At 75.0% G+C, this 18,301-nt stretch carries 16 protein-coding genes; 13 read left to right on the top strand and 3 right to left on the bottom strand.

From position 1 onward, the window contains the following. Window positions 1-2 precede the first annotated feature (2 nt). Both ACFQQJ_RS03320 and ACFQQJ_RS03315 read right to left on the bottom strand, forming a co-directional pair. Window positions 3-470, bottom strand: a complete 468-nt coding sequence (locus ACFQQJ_RS03320; RefSeq protein WP_377104086.1) for a phage holin family protein — start codon at window positions 468-470, stop codon at window positions 3-5. Between the two features lie 129 nt (window positions 471-599). Then, a complete protein-coding gene (locus tag ACFQQJ_RS03315; protein ID WP_377104084.1) occupies window positions 600-1,358 on the bottom strand; it encodes a class I SAM-dependent methyltransferase in 759 nt (252 codons plus the stop codon). A 154-nt stretch (window positions 1,359-1,512) separates the two neighbouring features. Here ACFQQJ_RS03315 and ssd point away from each other — a divergent pair, with 154 nt between their 5' ends. The 7 genes from ssd (at window position 1,513) to ACFQQJ_RS03280 (ending at window position 6,414) form a co-directional block, all read left to right on the top strand. Then, window positions 1,513-2,559 (top strand): septum site-determining protein Ssd, encoded by a 1,047-nt coding sequence (gene ssd, locus ACFQQJ_RS03310; protein WP_377104082.1) that lies wholly within the window; start codon window positions 1,513-1,515, stop codon window positions 2,557-2,559. Then, the gene (locus tag ACFQQJ_RS03305; protein ID WP_377104079.1) at window positions 2,552-3,697 is read left to right on the top strand and encodes a TadA family conjugal transfer-associated ATPase; all 1,146 of its coding nucleotides are present in this window, start codon (window positions 2,552-2,554) and stop codon (window positions 3,695-3,697) included. The genes ssd and ACFQQJ_RS03305 overlap by 8 nt, the downstream gene beginning before the upstream one ends. Window positions 3,698-3,722: 25 nt before the next feature. Further along, window positions 3,723-4,517, top strand: a complete 795-nt coding sequence (locus tag ACFQQJ_RS03300) for a type II secretion system F family protein (protein ID WP_377104078.1) — start codon at window positions 3,723-3,725, stop codon at window positions 4,515-4,517. Window position 4,518: 1 nt separating this feature from the next. Beyond that, window positions 4,519-5,247, top strand: coding sequence for a type II secretion system F family protein (locus ACFQQJ_RS03295; protein ID WP_377104076.1), 729 nt, complete (start codon window positions 4,519-4,521; stop codon window positions 5,245-5,247). Between the two features lie 140 nt (window positions 5,248-5,387). Next, window positions 5,388-5,591, top strand: coding sequence for a DUF4244 domain-containing protein (locus ACFQQJ_RS03290; protein WP_377104074.1), 204 nt, complete (start codon window positions 5,388-5,390; stop codon window positions 5,589-5,591). After that, the gene (locus tag ACFQQJ_RS03285) at window positions 5,588-6,022 is read left to right on the top strand and encodes a TadE family type IV pilus minor pilin (RefSeq protein ID WP_377104072.1); all 435 of its coding nucleotides are present in this window, start codon (window positions 5,588-5,590) and stop codon (window positions 6,020-6,022) included. The genes ACFQQJ_RS03290 and ACFQQJ_RS03285 overlap by 4 nt, the downstream gene beginning before the upstream one ends. After that, the gene (locus ACFQQJ_RS03280; protein ID WP_377104070.1) at window positions 5,965-6,414 is read left to right on the top strand and encodes an Rv3654c family TadE-like protein; all 450 of its coding nucleotides are present in this window, start codon (window positions 5,965-5,967) and stop codon (window positions 6,412-6,414) included. The genes ACFQQJ_RS03285 and ACFQQJ_RS03280 overlap by 58 nt, the downstream gene beginning before the upstream one ends. A gap of 74 nt (window positions 6,415-6,488) precedes the next feature. Here the strand turns inward: ACFQQJ_RS03280 and ACFQQJ_RS03275 are convergent, their stop codons facing one another. Beyond that, window positions 6,489-8,741, bottom strand: coding sequence for a DEAD/DEAH box helicase (locus ACFQQJ_RS03275; RefSeq protein ID WP_377104068.1), 2,253 nt, complete (start codon window positions 8,739-8,741; stop codon window positions 6,489-6,491). An 88-nt stretch (window positions 8,742-8,829) separates the two neighbouring features. Between ACFQQJ_RS03275 and ACFQQJ_RS03270 the strand changes: the two genes are divergently transcribed. From ACFQQJ_RS03270 to ACFQQJ_RS03245, 6 genes are all read left to right on the top strand, one after another. Next, a complete protein-coding gene (locus tag ACFQQJ_RS03270) occupies window positions 8,830-10,284 on the top strand; it encodes a methyltransferase (RefSeq protein ID WP_377104066.1) in 1,455 nt (484 codons plus the stop codon). Window positions 10,285-10,373: 89 nt separating this feature from the next. Further along, the gene (locus ACFQQJ_RS03265; protein WP_377104064.1) at window positions 10,374-12,149 is read left to right on the top strand and encodes a trypsin-like peptidase domain-containing protein; all 1,776 of its coding nucleotides are present in this window, start codon (window positions 10,374-10,376) and stop codon (window positions 12,147-12,149) included. A gap of 214 nt (window positions 12,150-12,363) precedes the next feature. Further along, window positions 12,364-15,042 carry a type I DNA topoisomerase gene (gene topA / locus ACFQQJ_RS03260; protein ID WP_377104062.1) on the top strand — a complete coding sequence of 893 codons (2,679 nt, stop codon included), beginning with the start codon at window positions 12,364-12,366 and terminating at the stop codon, window positions 15,040-15,042. 8 nt (window positions 15,043-15,050) lie between these two features. Beyond that, on the top strand, window positions 15,051-15,716 hold the full coding sequence (gene tmk, locus ACFQQJ_RS03255) for a dTMP kinase (RefSeq protein ID WP_377104060.1): 666 nt from the start codon (window positions 15,051-15,053) through the stop codon (window positions 15,714-15,716). After that, window positions 15,713-16,888, top strand: a complete 1,176-nt coding sequence (locus ACFQQJ_RS03250) for a DNA polymerase III subunit delta' (RefSeq protein ID WP_377104058.1) — start codon at window positions 15,713-15,715, stop codon at window positions 16,886-16,888. Before tmk ends, ACFQQJ_RS03250 begins: the two co-directional genes overlap by 4 nt. Before the next feature lie 94 nt (window positions 16,889-16,982). Continuing rightward, window positions 16,983-18,221, top strand: coding sequence for a DoxX family membrane protein (locus ACFQQJ_RS03245; protein ID WP_377104056.1), 1,239 nt, complete (start codon window positions 16,983-16,985; stop codon window positions 18,219-18,221). Window positions 18,222-18,301 lie beyond the last annotated feature (80 nt).

Below are 18,301 nucleotides of genomic sequence, written 5' to 3'. Positions count from 1 at the left end.
GCTCAGGCCTCGAGCTCGGGACGCCGTCCGGTGATCGACATCGCCGCGACGTCCTGCTGGCCCTTCTCGACCGCGTCCTTGACCGCGGTGACCGCGGCCTCCGTGCTGGCCTTGGTGGCCTCGACGCCGGTGAAGTTCATCCGCGACTTCCCGATAAGGGCGAGCACGCCGGCGACGAGGAAGAAGACCACGGCCATCACGGCGAACCCCCAGGCCAGCGCGCCGAGAAGGTCCAGGCCGAACCACGACTGGAAGCCGAGCGACAGCCAGAAGGTGAGCCCGAGCAGCAGCAGCGTGAGGCCGGTGATGCCCAGGAAGGCCGCGCCACCGAACAGGCCCGCGCCGATGCCCGCTGCCTTCGCCTGCGGCAGGAGCTCGGCCTTGGCGAGCTCGAGCTCGCCCTTGACGATGGTGGTGACGTCGGCCTGGATGCTCTTGATCACCTCGGCGATGTCGGACTGCTCGGCCATGCCCCCTCCTTCGGCGCGCTCTGACGCCAGCCTAAACCGTCCCGCCGACCGGCGGTGCCGCGAGGCGTCGCCCGGTCGTCCTCCTGCCCGAACGTGCCCGCGCCGCGGGACCGGCAAACCTGCGGCGGGTCACAACGTGATCTGGAGGCCGTCCTCGGGCGGACGCAGCGCGGCGGTGAGCTCGCTGTGGTCGACAGTGGCCCGCCAGCACAGCACCGAGTAGGGCAGGAGCAGGGGCTCGGGCTGCCGGGCCGACGTGTCGTACAGCCCGCCCACCTCGTCGAGCAGGCGGTCGGCGTCCGCGGGGTCGAGGGCGGCGATGCGCGGGGCGTTGGCCACCATCTCCAGCATCCCGTCCCTGGTGATGGGCACCCACAGCCGGAACGCGCGGTGCTCCACGACGGGGAAGTGCGACGACGCGGCGACGGCCGCGACGGAGTACAGCTCCTCGCCCTCGGTCATCGCGTCGGGGTCGTAGGTGCGCAGGATCGCGGCCAGCCGGCGCACCCAGGGCACGGAGTCGTCGCGCACCGTGTAGAGCACGGTCAGGCGTCCGCCCGGGGCGAGCACGCGGGCGAACTCGTCCAGGGCGAGCCCTGGCGGGAGCAGGTGCATGCCCTGGGCCACGAGGACCTGGTCGAAGCGGCAGGGCGCGAACGGCAGGGCGTCGGCCGCGGCCCCGACCGCGCGCAGGCCCGGGTAGCGGTGGTGGGCGGCCCGGACGGCGGAGGCCGACCGGTCGGCGATGACGACCTGGTGGCCCAGGCCGGCGAGCCGGCTCGCCATCGCCGTCGAGGCGCGGCCGATCGCGAGCACGCGTCCGGGACGCTCGGGGGCGACCCAGTCGAGCGCTGCGGCGGGGAAGGACCCGGAGGTCCGGGAGGTCATGCCCGCATGCTAGGTGACGCGGGCGGGCCCGTCCGGCTGCCCCTCCGGGGCGCGGGCCGGCTTGTGGACAACCGGTGGCGGGCGCGCGGGGTTCATCCACAGGACGCGACAGGGCGTGACCGCCGCGCGGGAGGCCCGGCGGAAGGTGTCGGGCGTGGGGGTACCGGACAGGCGCAGGGACGTGCTGGTGGTGGCGCGCGCGGGGGAGACCCAGGACGTCATCCTCTCTGCGGTCGCCGCGCAGGAGCTCGACGCGGAGGTGGTGGCCGACCTCGAGGCGGTCGCCGGCCACTGGAGGTCCGCGGGCACAGTGGTGGTGGCCGACGACCAGGCCGAGCGGCTCGTCGCGCGGGCGCTGCCGCACCGGGAGGCGGTGTTCCTCGTGGGGCCGGACCGGGACCGGCTGTCGACGTGGTCCGCGCCGCTGTCCGCGCAGGTGATCCCGCTGCCCGAGGGCGGGGCCTGGCTGGGCTCCGTGCTCGCCGACGGCGCCGGTCGGGTGCGGGCGCCGGTGGTGGCGGTGGTCGGCGGCTCGGGGGGCGTGGGGGCGTCCACCCTCGCCGCCGCCATCGCCCAGCTCGCGGGCGAGCGTCCCGGCGGGTCGGCGCTGGTGGACGTCGACCCGCTCGGCGGGGGCATCGACCTCCTGCTCGGCGCCGAGCGCACCGAGGGCTGGCGCTGGCCCCGCCTGAACGCCGCCGAGGGCAACCTCGGCGACCTGCGCCGCTACCTTCCCGTGGTCGACGGGGTGACCGTGGTGGCGATGGCGCGCGGGCCGGCGCCCGACCTGGCGCGGGAGCCGTTGGCCGCCATCGTCGCGTCGCTGCGTTCCTGGCACGAGCTGGTCGTGCTCGACCCGGGCCGCTCGCTGGCGCCGGCGGCACGGGAGGCCGCCCGGCTGGCGTCCCGTCAGCTGGTGCTGGTGGCGCCCGGGGTGCGGGGCGCCGCCGCGGCGCGGCAGGCCGTGTCCGCGCTGGACCTGGACCGCGCAGAGCTGGTGCTGCGCGGTCGCCGCGCTTCGCTGCCTGCCGACCTCGTGGCCGAGGCCGTGGGGCGGCCGGTGGTCGCCAGGGTGGCCGACGAGCCAGGGCTGGCGGACGCCGCCGAGCGGGGCGAACCGCCCGCGCGGGGAGCCCGACGCCGCTACCGCAGGGACGTCGCCGCGCTCGTGGGGCGACTGATGGCGGTGCCGCATGGCTGAGGTGGAGCTGGAGGCGGTGCGTGCCGTCCTCGGCCGCAGGGGCCAGGAACCGGGCCCGGTCGAGGTCGGCACGGCGCTGCGCTCGCTGGGCGTGCTCGTGACCGACGCCGTCGTGCGCCAGACCGTCGCCGCGCTGCGCCGGGAGAGCGTGGGCGCGGGCGTCCTCGACCCGTTGCTGCGCGAGTCCGGCGTCACCGACGTGCTCGTGAACGCGCCCGACCAGGTGTTCGTCGACCGGGGCCACGGCCTCGAGCCGGCGGGGGTCCGCTTCTCCGGGGAGGAGGAGGTCCGCCGGCTCGCGGTGCGCCTGGCGGCGTCCGTCGGTCGCCGGCTCGACGACGGCTCGCCCTTCGTCGATGCCCGGCTCCCCGGTGGGGTGCGCGTGCACGCGGTGCTGCCGTGCGTGGCCGACTCGGGCACCTGCCTGTCGCTGCGGGTGCCGAACCGGCACCGGCTGAGCCTCGACGACTGGGTCGCCGGCGGCAGCCTGGACGCCCGTGGCGCCGGGCTGCTCGCCGGCCTGGTGGCCGCGCGCCGGGCGTTTCTCATCTCCGGGGGCACGGGTTCGGGGAAGACCACCCTGCTCGGCGCGATGCTCGGTCTGGTGCCGCCGCGGGAGCGGATCGTCATCGCGGAGGACTCCCGCGAGCTCCAGCCCGACCACCCGCACTGCGTCCGGCTGGAGGCACGACCGGCGAACGCGGAGGGGGCGGGCGCGGTCACCCTGACCGACCTCGTCCGGCAGGCGCTGCGGATGCGGCCGGACCGCCTGGTCGTGGGCGAGGTGCGCGGCGCGGAACTGGCCGACCTGCTGAGTGCGCTGAACACCGGGCACGAGGGCGGGTGCGGCACCGTCCACGCCAACTCCGCCGCCGACGTCCCCGCCCGGCTGGAGGCCCTCGCCGCGCTGGGCGGCCTGGGCAGGGCGGCACTGCACGCGCAGCTCGCCGCGGCCCTCCAGGTGCTGGTGCACGTGCGCCGGCTGCCCGACGGCCGCCGGTGGGTCGACGAGCTTCGGGTGGTCCGCCCCGACCCGGACGGTGGCCCCTGTCGCACCGTGCCGGCCATTCTCTTCCGTGCCGACGGGCACCGGATCGCAGAGGGCTACCGCGACCTCGAGCGGCTGGTGGAGCCGTGAACGGGCGGGGCGGGGAGACCGCCCGATGATCCTGCTGGCGGTGATCGCGGCCGGACTCGCAGGGTTCCTCTGGGCGGGTCCGCCGGTCGCCCGCCGGCTGGTCGCGCCCGCACGCCCGCGCGACCGGCCGCGGGCCGTGGGGGCGCGGGTGCTCCGGGTGGCCGCCGTGGGAGTGTCCGCGGTTGCCGGTGCGGTGGCCGGCGGGGGAGCGGGCGCCGCGATCGGGTTGTCGGCCGGGCTGGCCGCCCTCACCGCGGGGGTGGTGCTGCGGGCACACCGGCGACGGTCCGCCGCCGCCGCCCGTGCCGCGGAAGTGGCCGATGCCTGCCAGCTGCTGGCCGGACTGCTGCGTGTCGGTCACGTCCCTGCCGGCGCGTTGCGCGTGGCCGCGCGGGATGCGCCGGTGCTCGCAGAGGCCGCGGCGATGCTCCGCGTCGGCGGCGAGGTGCCGCCGGTCCTCCGGTCGCTGGCCCGCCTGCCGGGGCGGGCGGGCCTCGCCGAACTCGCCGCTGCCTGGGAGATCGCCGGCACGACGGGCGCCTCGCTCACCGCCACCCTCGACGCGCTGGCCGACCGGTTGGCCTCCCGCCAGCGGGTGTCGCGGGTGGTGGCGGCCGAACTGTCGGCTCCACGGGCCACCGGACGGCTGCTCGCCGTGCTGCCCGTGGCCGGGCTCGCCCTGGGGTACGCGCTCGGGGGTGACCCGCTGTCGTTCCTGACCGGCTCCTGGCCGGGTCGCGCCAGCCTCGTGGCGGGCGTGGCCCTGGGCTGCGCGGGCGTGGTGTGGACCGAACGCCTCGCCGACGCGGAGGAGGGCTGAGATGACCTGGGCCATGGTGGCGGCTCTCGCCGCCGGAGCGGCGGTGCTCGCCTGGCGCGGTGCCCCCGGCGACCGCCTGCGTCCGCAGTCGGTGCGTGCCAGGGGCCGCCCGGGCGCGACCGGGTCAGGACGGGACCGCTGGCTCGTGCCGGTGGCGGCGTCCGCGAGCGGCCTGCTGCTCGTCGTCGGGCTCGGCTGGTGGGGCCTGGCCGCGGCGATCGGGCTCGGCGTCGCCGGCGCGGTCGCGCAGGGACGCCGGGACGCTGCCCGGGCAGAGCGGCGCCGGGCGCGCCTTGCAGCGCAGCTGCCGCAGGCCTGCGACCTGCTCGCGGTCTGCCTCGAGGCCGGGCTGCCGCTGCGCCGGGCGACCGAGGTGATCGCGGGAGCGGTGGAGGCACCGCTGTCCGAGGTGCTGGCCGAGCTCTGCGCGGTGGTGGACCTCGGGGCGGACGAGGACCGGGCCTGGCGGGAGGCCGGGCGTGCCGAGCCCGTGCTCGCCACGCTGGCCCGGGAGGTCGGCCGGGCGGTGAACTCCGGGGTGGCGCTGTCGCTGTCGCTGCGATCGCTCGGCGTGGAGGCGCGGCGCGCCGCGGCGTCGGCGGCGGAGGTGCGTGCCCGCCGGGTGGGCGTGCGCAGCGTGCTGCCGCTGATGCTGTGCTTCCTGCCCGCCTTCCTCCTCCTCGGCGTCGTGCCGATCATCGGGGGCGTCGCCCGGCACCTCCTCCCGTGATGCGTCCCGATGGCGTCGTCCACAGCCGGGGAGCGTCCCGGAGCACTGTCCACAGGCGGCGGGTCGGCGTGACCGGCGCGGGCCGTCTCCTCCGGAAGGTGAGGGTGCGTCCGAACGGGCGCCGAGGGAAGGAGTCAGGCATGGCAGGTGGACTGGTGAAGGCCGCGCGCGTCCGCGACCAGGTGGGCATGACCACCGCGGAGTACGCGGTCGGCACGGTGGCGACGGTGAGTTTCGTCGGCATCATCATCGCGATCATCAACAACCCGGAGTTCCAGAAGGCGATGTGGGAGGTCCTGGCGGCGATCATCAAGGCCGTGATCCAGGCGATGGGCGTCGCGTGAGCCGAGGCCCGCACAAGCCGGCCGGCCGGGTCAATCCCGGCCGGCCGGTGGCCCCCTGCGCCGCGGAGGGCGGACGCTGCCGGCCGCCGGGGCCACCGCGGGCCGAGCACGGGATGGTCACCGTCGAGATCGCCTTCGGGGCGCTCGCCGCAGCGCTGGCGTGCATCGCGCTGGCCTGGGTGCTCGCGGTGCTGGGCCTGGCCGTGCGGTGCCAGGACACGGCTGCGGAGGTGGCGCGCCAGGAGGCGCGCACCGACCGGTCGGCGGTGGCCCGGGCGATCGCCGACCGGCCCGCGGGGGCGACGGTCAGCGTCAGGGGGGACGCCGAGCAGGTCACCGTGACGGTCGAACTGATCGCGCGGCCCTGGGCGTCGTGGCTGCCCGCGCTGCCGGTGAGCGCCCGGGCCGTGGTGCTCAGGGAGCCGGCGTGAGCGGGCGCCGGGCCGGTGGCCGTCGGCATCGCGACGAACGAGGAGCGGGCACCGTGCTGATGGTCGCGGCCGTGCTCGTCGCCGCGGTCCTCGCCGGGCTCGTGCTCGTGGTGCGGGGTTACCTCGCCGCGGTGCACCACGCGCGCTCCGCCGCCGACCTCGTCGCCGTGTCGGCAGCAGCACGCCAGTTGCGAGGCCAGGACGCCTGCCGGGCGGCCGCGGCCGTGGCGGAGACCAACGCCGTCCGCCTCAGGGCTTGCCGCGTGCGTGGCGACAGCTTCGACTTCGTGGTGTCGGTCACCGTCGAGCAACCGGTACGGGCGCCGGCGCCGATGCTGCCGGCCGTGGTGCCCGCCACGGCCCATGCGGGCCGGATCGGACTCCTGCCGTGACGGACGTCGGGCGGGCGGCGCCCGGCCGTGCCGGGCCGGAGCACTGGGGTGGGCCGCTGCGCCGCTGGTGGGCCTCAGTCACCGCCGAGGAACCGCGAGACCAGGAGGGCGGCCGCGTCCTTGGCGAGGGGCTGGTTGCCGTTCCCGCACTTGGGGGAGACGACGCACGAGGGGCACCCGGCGGCGCAGGAGCAGGTGCGCAGCCGGTCGAGCGTCGCCGACCACCAGTCCTCGGCCAGTTCGAAGCCGCGCTCGGCGAACCCGGCCCCGCCCGGGTGGCCGTCGTGGACGAAGATCGTGAGCTCTCCGGTGTCGGGATGCAGGGTGGTGGACAGTCCGCCGATGTCCCACCGGTCGCACGGCGCGAACATCGGCAGCAGGCCGATGGCGCAGTGCTCGGCAGCGTGGGCGGCACCGGCGAGGTCCCTCTGTGCGATCCCGCCCAGCAGGACGGCGGGCACCGTGACCCAGACCGACTGCGTGCGCAGCACGCGGCGGGGCAGGTCGAGGGGATGGCTGTCCCACACCTTGCCACTGGCTTCGTCGCGGCGCAGGAAGCCGGTGACCTGGCTGGTGAGCTCGACGGTGCCCAGGCACACGCGTGTCGCGCCGAAGGGACGCTCGCGCAGTCCCTCGACCACGCGCACGTCGGACTCCCCGAGGGGCTGGGTGAAGTAGCCCGGGCGGTCCGGGGCGGCGAGCGCCGCTCCCGCCTCGCGGTCGTAGGTGAGCACACGCCACTGCTCGCCCTGGTGCAGGTAGACCGCGCCCTCGTGCACCGTCCGGTCGGCGGACGCGGCGTCGACCTGCCCGATGACCCGGCCGGTCGCGTCCTCCACGACCTCCACCGAGCGGCCGCCGGCCGAGCGCAGGTCGATGGCGTCGACCGCACGGTCCGGCCGTGTCCAGAACCACCCGGACGCGCGCCGGCGCAGGTGGCCGGCCCGGGCCAGGCCGTCGGCGAGCGCGGGCAGGGTGTCACCGAAGTACCGCACGTCCTCGAGGGTGAGGGGGAGCTCCTGGGCGGCGGCGGCGAGGTGCGGAGCCAGCACGTGCGGGTTGGCGGGGTGCAGCACGGTCCGCTCGACGGGGCGTTCGAAGACGAGGTCGGGGTGCTCGCACAGGAAGGCGTCCAGCGGGTCGGGACGGGCCAGCAGGATCCCGAGGGCGTCGCGGCCGGCGCGGCCCGCGCGGCCGGCCTGCTGCCACAGTGCGGCGAGGGTGCCGGGGAAGCCGCAGGTGATGACGGCGTCCACGCCGGAGATGTCGACGCCCAGCTCCAGAGCGTTGGTGCAGGCGACGCCGGCGAGGCGCCGCGACTGCAGCCCCGCCTCCAGCAGGCGCCGGTCCTCGGCCAGGTAGCCGCCGCGGTAGGACGCGACCCGCGAGGGGTCGGCCACCTGGCGCTGGGCCCGCAGCGCGACGAGTTCCGCCTGCACCCGGGACGTGGTGAACGCCAGCGTCTGGCGCCCCTCGCCGACCAGCCGGGCGAGCAGGTCCGCGGCCTCGTGGTGCGGATCACCCTCCGGCTGCCACAGCAGGTAGTCGAGGGCGGGACGGGCGGAGGTGTCGGACGCGACCTCGACCACGTCGTCCACCCCGGCGAGCCGGGTGAGCAGGTCGCCGGCGCCGCTGACCGTGGCGGAGGCGGAGAGGAAGACGGGGTCGGCGCCGTAGTGGTTGGCGAGCCGGCGCAGGCGGCGCAGCACGGCAGAGACGTGGGCGCCGAACACGCCGCGGTAGCGGTGCGCCTCGTCCACGACGACGTAGCGCAGGGTGGACAGGAGGCGGGTCCAGTTCTGGTGGCGGGGGAGCACCGAGCGGTGCAGCATGTCCGGGTTCGTGAGCACGAGACGGCCGAAGTCGCGGGCGTACCGCCGTTCCACCGCGTCGGAGTCGCCGTCGAGGGTGCACACCCGCGCCCGGGTGAGCTCCAGCCCGTTGACCACCCGCAGCTGGTCGTGGGCGAGGGCCTTGGTGGGGGCGAGGTACAGCGCGCTGTGCCCGCGGCCCAGCTCGAGCGGCCCCCGCCGCGCGACCTCGAACCCGACCTCGTCGTCGACGACGGCGGCCAGCACGGGCAGCAGGTAGCCGAGCGTCTTGCCCGACGCGGTGCCGGTGGCCAGCGCCACGTGGCGCCCGGCGTGGGCGGCGTCGGCCGCGACGGCCTGGTGCTGCCACAGCTCGGCGACCCCGGACCGCTGGACGGCCGCGCGCACGTCGTCCCCCACCCAGCCGGGGAACGGGGCCGTGACCCCGGCGACCGCCGGCCGATGGTAGTGGTGGCGCACCCGAGGATCCGCCGCCAGCCAGTCCGGTACCGCCACGCGCACAGCCTGCCACCTGCCGGCGACAGCGGCGCACCGCCCCGGACCGGGCGCCGGGCGGGGACGGGCCGTGTGCAAGGCTGGGTCCATGCTCGAACCGGCCGATATCGACCACCTGCGGGACGACCTGCTCGCGGCGGACTTCACGCTCGACGCGGTGTCCGCGAGGCTGGGCGAGGCGGGGCTCGCCGGGCTGGCGCGGAACTCCACCGTGCCCGCCTCCCGGGCGCTCGGAGACGCCGATGACGCCCAGGCCGACGCGATCCGCCTGTGGCTCCTCCAGCAGCCGGTGCCCGGACGCCGGCTGGCGTCGTGGTCGAGCCTCCCGGCGCTCCGGTCCGCGGGCCTGGTCGCCGGTGGCGAGCAGTTGGGTGCGACCGTGGAGCTGAAGCCGCACGGCTCGGAACGGCGGCAGGGCTGGATCTGCTCCGACCAGACCCCGCTCGACGGCCGCGTCACCCGGCCTCGCACCGACTTCGTGCTGGGTGCCTCCCCGGCGTCCACCACCCTGACCCAGCTCGTGCCGCCGGGCCAGGTCGGGCGGGCCCTCGACCTCGGCACCGGGTGCGGCATCCAGGCCCTTCACCTGGACGCGGGAGAGGTCGTCGCGACCGACCTCAACCCGCGCGCCCTGGAACTGGCACGGATCAGCCTGGGACTGTCGGGGGTGGACGCCGACCTCAGGCTGGGCTCGCTCTACGAGCCGGTCGCCGGCGAGCGCTTCGACCTGGTCGTGACCAACCCGCCGTACGTGATCAGCCCGCCCACACCGGACCGCCTCGTCTACCGCGACGGCGGCTTCGGCGGCGACGACCTGATGCGCGAGGTCGTCACCGGCGCCCCGCGCCACCTCGCCGACGGTGGCGTGCTGGTCGTCCTCGGCAACTGGGCGATCACCGCAGAGCCGTGGGACGAGCGGCTGGCGGGGTGGCTGCGTCCCACTGGCTGCGATGCCCTCGTGCTCCAGCGGGAGGTCCTCGACCCCTTCGAGTACGTCGAGCTGTGGCTGGCGGACGCCGGGCTGGCGGGCGCCCCGGAGTACCACCGGCGCTACGCCGAGTGGCTGGACTACTTCGACGCCGCCGGCATCCGGGGCGTCGGGATGGGCTGGCTCGCGCTGCGCGCGTCCGGTCGCGGCGAGCCGGTGGTGCGGATCGAGGAGTGGCCGCACGCGGTCCATCAGCCGGTCGGCGCCGCGTTCGCCGACTTCTTCGCCGCCGTCCCGGCCTCCCGGCTGCCGGACGCGGACGTGCTCGCCCGCTCCTGGCTGCTCCACCCCGGCGTGGTGCAGGAGACCATCGGCAGACCGGGCGCGGCCGACCCCCAGCACATCGTGCTGCGCCAGCAGTTCGGCTTCGGCCGGGCCGTCGAGGCGGGGACGGCCCTTGCCGCCGTCGTCGGTGCCTGCGACGGCGACCTGCCGCTGGGCCTGCTCGTCGGGGCGGTCGCGGGACTGCTGGAGGTGGCCCCGGACGACCTCGCCGCGGATGTCCTTCCGCAGGTTCGTAGGCTGGTGGAAGAGGGTTACCTCCTGGACGGGTGAGGTTCACAGGAACTCACAGGAACCGAACAGCCTCCCCATGGGCTGAGTGCCTTGACTGGGAGCCAGTCCAGATCACACAGGAGTCAGACATGGCCGAGAACGACGAAGGGCGTCCCTGGGACGCGACCGGCGACCAGGCCGCGAACGAGCCCACCCAGGCACTGCCCACGGCCGGGGACGACGCGACCCGGGTGCTCCCGCCGCCCGACCGTCCCGAGCCCACGCAGGTCATCGGGGCCGCCGTCCCGGAACCCACGCTCCCGCTCCCGACCGAAGGCTGGGCCCGTCCCGCCGACCTCGGCGCGGCGTCCGGCGCCACCCCGGGGGCGCGGTACCCGGGCCCCCTGACCGGCCCGCAGGGAGGCGCCCCGCAGGCCTACGGCGCCCAGCCGTGGAGTTCCCCCGCGTACGGTGCGCCGGCACAGGGTTCACCGGCACAGGGTTCACCGGCACAGGGTTCACCGGCACAGGGCGCGCCAGCGCAGGGTTCGCCGTCGTACGGCCCGCAGGCCGCGCACACGGCCCCGTCCTACGGCCAGCAGTCCTACGGCCAGCCCCACCCCTACGGCCAGCCCCACCCCTACGGCCAGCCCGCGCCGTCCGCCTACGGCCAACAGCCTTACGGCGGGCAGCCCTACGGCCAGCAGTACGGCCAGCCGTCCCAGGCCTACGGCCCGTCGGGCCAGGGCTATCCGCAGCACCCCGGCTACTACGCCCCGAGCCAGTACTACTACCCGCCGCAGCCGGTGGAGACGAAGAAGCGCTGGCCGCTCGCCCTGGTGGCGATGCTGGTCGCGCTCGTCCTCGGCGGCTCGGGCTTCCTCTGGGCGGCCAACGCGCTCACCGGGGCGCTGCCCCAGTCTGCCCAGACCACCCAGCCGCAGGCCGACCCGGGCCAGGGCGGGCAGGGCGACCCCCAGCAGGGCGGCGCCGGCCCCGGCAGCCAGGGCGGCACGACCACCGGCAGCGCCGTCACCTCGGCGCAGTCGGCCGGGGTGGTGCTCATCGCCGCGAAGACCTCTTCCGGCACCGCCGCCGGCACCGGCATGGTGCTGAGCCCCGACGGCAAGGTGCTCACCAACTACCACGTGGTGGCCGGGTCGGAGTCCGTCGCGGTCACGATCGCCGACAGCGGCGACACCTACGCCGCCACCGTCCTCGGCTTCGACCAGACCAGGGACGTCGCGCTGCTCCAGCTCACGGACGCCCGCGACCTCACCACGGTGAAGACCGACACGGTCGTCCCGTCCACGGGGACGGCGGTCGCCGCGGTGGGCAACGCCGAGGGTGGCGGCGAGCTGGTGAAGGCGGCCGGGACCGTCACGGCCACCGACCAGAGCCTCACGGTCTCCTCCGACTCCCCTTGGGGCAGTTCCGAGGACCTCTCCGGCCTGATCGAGACCAATGCGCGCGCCGTCCCCGGTGACTCCGGCGGCCCGATGTTCGACGCCGACAACGAGGTGGTCGGCATGACCACCGCCGGCTCCACCCGCGAGCGCACCAGCTACGCGGTGCCGATTGCGACCGCGCTCGCCGTCGTCCAGCAGGTCGAGTCCGGGCAGGACGCGGGCACGGTGCGGGTCGGCCCGGCGGGCTACCTCGGCATCAAGGTGGCCGACGCCGACCAGACCTCGACAGGCAAGACCATCACCGCCGTCGTCGCCGGCAGCCCGGCCGACAAGGCCGGCGTGGTCGCCGGCAGCCGTCTCACCAGGGTGGGCGACACCACCATCAGGGCCACGACGAACCTGGCCACCGTCATCCGTGCGCTCGAGCCCGGCCAGCAGGTGACGATCCAGTGGACGGCGCCCAACGGCACCCACAAGCAGGCCACGGTCACGCTGGGCAGCAGCCCCGTCAACTGACCGCGTCCCCCAGCCGCCGGGTTCGCCACCGGCGCCCCGTGCCCCGCACCCGTCCTCGCTGGTGCGGGGCACGTTGCCGCCGCCGGCAGCTGTCCGCCGCGGCGGCGCCGCGCCCGGGCCGTTCCCACCCGTGGTGGACAATGGGCGCCTCACCCTGCCCGGCGACGGCGCTAGAGTGAGCGACCGATCGTCCCCGACGCCAGGAAGAAGCCCCGTGGCCACAGCTAGCAAACGCCGGCTCGTCATCGTCGAGTCCCCGACGAAGGCGGTCAGCCTGGCCAAGTTCCTCGGCGCCGGCTACGTCGTGGAGTCGAGCCGGGGCCATGTGCGCGACCTGCCGACCGGTGCCGCGGAGGTGCCCGCCAAGTACAAGGGCGAGAAGTGGGCCCGCACCGGGGTGAACATCGAGGCCGACTTCGAGCCCCTCTACGTGGTGGCCGCGGACAAGAAGGCCACCATCCGCGACCTCAAGGCGAAGCTGAAGGACGTGGACGAGCTCCTGCTCGCCACTGATGAGGACCGCGAGGGCGAGGCCATCGCGTGGCACCTGCTGGACGAGCTGAAGCCCAAGGTTCCGGTCAAGCGGATGGTCTTCCACGAGATCACTCCCGAGGCGATCCTCGAAGCCGTCCAGAACACCCGCGAGCTCGACACCGACCTCGTGGACGCCCAGGAGACCCGACGCATCCTCGACCGGCTGTACGGCTACGAGGTCTCGCCGGTGCTGTGGAAGAAGGTCATGCCGAAGCTGTCGGCCGGCCGGGTTCAGTCGGTGGCCACGCGGCTGGTCGTCGACAGGGAGCGGGAGCGGATCGCGTTCCGCGCGGCCGCGTACGCCGACATCGAGGCTGTGCTGGACGCCGGTGAGGACGCCGAGCCGCGCACCTTCACCGCCCGGCTCACCACCTTCGACAGCCGTCGCATCGCCTCCGGCCGCGACTTCGACGCCACCGGCGGCCTGACCGGCAAGGACCTGCTCCAGCTCAGCCTCGAGTCCGCCCAGTCGCTGGCCGACCTGCTCGCCGGCGCCTCCTACGCCGTCGGCTCGGTGGAGGCGAAGGGCTACACCCGGCGTCCCTACCCGCCGTTCCGCACGACGACCCTCCAGCAGGAGGCGGGCCGCAAGCTCGGCTTCTCCGCCCAGCGCACGATGAGCGTGGCCCAGGACCTGTACGAGCGCGGCTTCATCACCTACATGCGAACCGACTCGGTCACGCTGTCGACGACCGCCATCGCCGCGGCGCGCGACCAGGTGAAGCAGCTGTTCGGCGGCCAGTTCCTCCCGGCGCAGCCGCGCGTCTACACCTCGAAGGTGAAGAACGCGCAGGAGGCGCACGAGGCCATCCGCCCGGCCGGCGAGCACTTCCGGACCCCGCAGCAGACCGGCCTGCACGGCGACCACCTGCGGCTGTACGAGCTGGTGTGGAAGCGCACCATCGCGTCACAGATGAAGGACGCCGAGGGCGAGACCGTCAGCGTCCGCATCGGCGCGACGCTGCCCGAGCGGGCGTCGGTGACCGATGTCGCGACCGGCGAGGTCGTGGAGTCGGGGCGCGCCACCTTCTCCGCTTCCGGCCGGACGATCACCTTCCTCGGCTTCCTCAAGGCCTACGTGGAGAGCGTGGACGACGACGAGTCCTCCGACGACGCGCAGGCGCGGCTGCCGCAGCTGGCCAGTGGCCAGCGCGTGGACGCGGAGCGGCTGACCGCCCTCGCCCACGAGACCCGTCCGCCGGCCCGCTACACCGAGCCGTCGCTGGTGGCCAAGCTCGAGGAGCTCGAGATCGGCCGCCCGTCCACCTACGCGGCGATCATCCGCACGATCACCTCGCGCGACTACGTGTTCAAGAAGGGTTCGGCCCTGGTGCCGACCTGGCTGGCGTTCGCGGTGACCCGGCTGCTGGAGGAGCACTTCAGCAAGCTCGTCGATTACAAGTTCACCGCTGAGATGGAGGAGACCCTCGACGAGATCGCCAGCGGCGACGTGGCGCGGGTCGGGGTGCTCAGGGACTTCTACTTCGGCCCGGACGGCGCGCCGCACGAGGGCCTGGAGCGACTGGTCAACGAACTCGGCGAGATCGACGCGCGCGCCCTGTCCACCTTCCCCCTCGGGGACGGCATCGACGTGCGGGTGGGCCGCTACGGCACCTACATCGAGGACGCGGAGGGCCGCCGCGCCAACGTCGACCCGGAGCTGCCGCCGGACGAGCTCACGCTGGAACACGCGCGCGAGCTGTTGTCCCGCCCGGCCGCCGAGGAGCGCGAGGTCGGCACCGACCCGGGTACCGGGCTGGCCATCGTCGCCAAGGCGGGCCGCTACGGGCCCTATGTCACCGAGGTGCTTCCGGACGACGCTCCCAAGTCGGCCAGGCCGCGCACCGGCTCGCTGTTCGCGTCCATGAGCATCGACACGCTCACCCTCGAGGACGCGCTGAAGCTGCTCAGCCTGCCCCGCGTGGTCGGCACGGCCGCGGACGGTGAGGAGATCACGGCCCAGAACGGGCGCTACGGTCCCTACCTGAAGAAGGGCACCGATTCCCGCTCGCTGGCCGGGGAGGACCAGATCTTCGACATCACGCTGGCGGAGGCGGAGGCGATCTACGCCCAGCCGAAGACCCGGGGACGCGCAGCTGCGGCGTCCGCGGGCCCGCTGCGGGAGCTCGGTGCCGATCCGGCCAACGGCAAGCCGGTGGTGATCAAGGACGGACGCTTCGGCCCGTACGTCACCGACGGCGAGACCAACGCCACGCTGCGCCGGACCGACTCGGTGGAGGCCATGACGCTGGAGCGGGCCGCCGAGCTGCTCGCGGAGAAGCGCGCGAAGGGCCCTGCGCCCAAGCGCACCACCCGTCGCACCACCGCGGCGAAGAAGACCACCACCCGCAAGAAGTAGGCCCGACGATGCCACCGGTCCCACCGCAGAACACGGCCCCCGACGGCGTCTTCATCGTGTTCGAGGGCGGGGACGGCGTGGGCAAGTCCACGCAGGCCCGCCGGCTCGCCGACTGGGTGCGCCAGCAGGGACGCGAGGTCGTGCTCACCTTCCAGCCCGGCGACACCGCGATCGGCGCCACGCTGCGCGACCTGGTGCTCAACCCGACCTGGGGCGACGTCTCCCCGAGGGCCGAGGCCCTGATGTACGCCGCGGACAAGGCCCAGCATGTCCACGAGGTGGTGATGCCGGCCCTGCGACGCGGTGCCGTGGTGATCTCCGACCGGTACGTCGACTCGATGCTGGCCTACCAGGGTGCGGGCCGGGTGCTCGACCCCGACCGGGTCGAGCAGATCGCCCGCTGGGCGACCGACGACCTGCTGCCGGACCTGACCGTCCTGCTCGACCTCGATCCGGACCGGGGCCTGGCGACCATCCGGGACAAGGACCGCCTGGAGGACGCCGGGGCCGACCTGCACCTGCGCGCGCGCCAGTTCTTCCTCGACCTGGCTGCCCGCGACCCCGAGCACTACCTGGTGCTGCCGGCCCGGACCGGCGTCCGGAAGCTGGCGGAGCTGGTTCGTGCGCGGGTGGCCCCGCTGCTGTCAGTGCCCGGTGGCACAGTGGCACCGTGACGACGACCGCGGGAACCACGGGGGTCTGGGCCGACCTGATCGGCCAGGACCGGGTGGTGGAGACCCTCCAGCGCGCGGTGCGCGCCGCGGGGGCCGGCGGCAACCGGCACGCCATGAGCCACGCGTGGCTGCTCACCGGCCCGCCGGGGTCGGGCCGCTCGAACGCCGCGCGGGCCTTCGCCGCCGCGCTGCAGTGCGCGGTGGGCGGCTGCGGGGAGTGCAACACCTGCACCACGTCCCTCAGTGGCGCCCATCCGGACGTCACCCTGGTGCGCACCGAGGCGCTGAGCATCGGCGTGGACGAGGTGCGCGAGCTCGTCCGGAGGGCGGCGATGGCGCCCACCATGGGCCGCTACCAGGTGCTGGTCGTCGAGGACGCCGACCGCATCACCGAGCGCGGGGCGGACGCGCTGCTGAAGAGCATCGAGGAGCCGGCCGCGCGGACCGTGTGGCTGCTGTGCGCTCCCACGGCGGAGGACGTGGTCGCCACGATCCGCTCCCGGTGCCGACGGGTGGAACTGAGCACCCCCAGCACGGCCGCGATCACCGAGCTCCTGCGGCGGCGGGACGGCGTCGACCCCGAACTCGCCGCGTTCGCGGCACGGGTGGCGCAGGGTCACATCGGACGCGCCCGCGCGCTGGCCCGCAACCCCTCGGTGCGCGAGCGCCGCCAGGAGGTGCTGCGGCTTCCCGGCCGCCTCCGCTCGCTCGGCACCTGCCTGGACGCCGCGGCGACGCTGGTCGAGGCGGCCACCCAGGAGGCGACCGTGCTCACCGCCGAGCTGGACGCGCGGGAGCGGACGGAGCTCTCCGAGGCCCTCGGCCTCACCACCCGCGGCGTCCGCCCGCGCAACGCGCAGGCTGCGCTGCGCGAGCTCGAGGACCAGCAGAAGGCCCGGGCCAAGAGGATCCAGCGGGACGCGCTGGACCGCGTGCTCACCGAACTCACCTCGTTCTACCGCGACGTGCTGGCGCTCCAGACCGGGGCCGGGGCGGAACCGATCAACGCCGAGTTCGCCGACGACATCGCCGAACTGGCCCGGCGCACCACGCCCGAGGCGACCGTCGGCAAGCTGGACGCGATCCTCGCCTGCCGCACGGCCCTGGAGACCAACGTCGCGCCCCTGCTGGCCATGGAGTCGCTGATGCTGACCCTCGGCGGGCCGGGCTGACGCGAGGCACGGCTTCGCCGTGTCGCTGAGAGGGTAAGCCTGTCGCGGATGCCAGCATGGACTGACGTCAGTGTGCATCGAGAGGACTTCCCCCGTGACCGAGCCGCGCGAACCCGAACAGCTGGACGACCCGCCCAGGCCCGACACCGGGAACTGGTACCCCGTCACGCCCGCCCCCGCCGAGGACACCGTCGCGCTGACCCGGCCGGCCGCCTCGCCGTCCGAGGAGGCCACCCAGGTCCTCCAGACACCCGCGCCGGTGGTGGACGAGCCCACCGAGGCGGCCCCCGAGCCGGCAGAGGAGGCCGTGGTGCCTGTCGCTGAGGAGCGCACCGACCCCGTCGCGGCGCCGATCGAGGGCGCGGAGGCGAACGCGCCGGTCGAGGAGCCCGAGGTTCCGGAAGCGGTCGCGCCGGCCGAGGAGCCCGCGCCGTCCGAGGTTCCGGAAGCGGAAGAACCGGTCGAGGATGTCGCGCCGGCAGAGGTTCCGGAAGCGGCTGAGGAGCCCGCTCCGGTCGAGGCTCCGGAGGCGGTCGAACCTCCCGCCCCGTCGTCATCGTCCGGCCCCACCTACTTCAGCGCGTACCCGGAGGAGCCCACGGTCGCGGTGGCCCAGCCCGAGACCGCAGAGACCCAGCGCCTCGTGATCGCAGACGAGCCGGTGCCCGTCCCCAGCCCCGCGCCGGCGGACGCGATCTTCCGTCCGCCGACCCCGACGTCGGGCCCGAGCCCCGAGCCCACCCGCCTGGAGCAGCTGTCGGAGGAGGAGCAGAAGCTGGCCGCCGAGCGTGCCGCGCGCCGGGACGCCCGCGTCGCGGCCCTGGCCGCCCCGGCGCCGATGCCGGTCGTCGCCCCGGCCCCGGTGGTGGTCCACAAGCGCACCAACGACAAGTTCTGGGGGTCCCTGGGGCTGTTCCTGCTGCGCCTCGTGCTGGCCGGGATCTTCGCCGTCCGCGGCCTGAACATCCTGACCGACATCCCTGCAGCCCAGGCCCAGTTCGCGACGACGATCATCCCCGAGCCGGGGATCATGGCGATCGTCACCGGGGTGGCGTGCGAACTCATCGCGCTCGCCCTGCTGCTCGGCCTGCTCACCCGCGCAGCCGGGCTGGGCATCGCGCTGATCGCCGGCGGCGCCCTCGCCTTCGTCTACTGGGGAACCTGGAGCGTCTTCGTGTCAGGCCGTCCCGGCTTCCTCGGCGAGTACGAGCTGCTGCTGGCCACCGTCGGCCTCCTGCTGCTGCTGATCGGGGGCGGCGGCTGGAGCCTCGACCGGGCCTTCCGGGCCGGTCGTGAGCGTGACAAGCGCGAACGGGCCGCCACCGCCCAGTGAGCGTCGCGGACCCCCCGGCCGGGGCTTCCGCTTTGGCCTCACGGTCACGCCGCGGGACCGGCGTCCCCTAGAGTGCCTTC

It is taken from the genome of Propionicimonas sp. T2.31MG-18 (assembly GCF_964266745.1).
Taxonomy (GTDB): domain Bacteria; phylum Actinomycetota; class Actinomycetes; order Propionibacteriales; family Propionibacteriaceae; genus Propionicimonas.
Note: the sequence above shows the minus strand (reverse complement) of the source record. Positions and strands in the feature narration are given on the sequence as shown.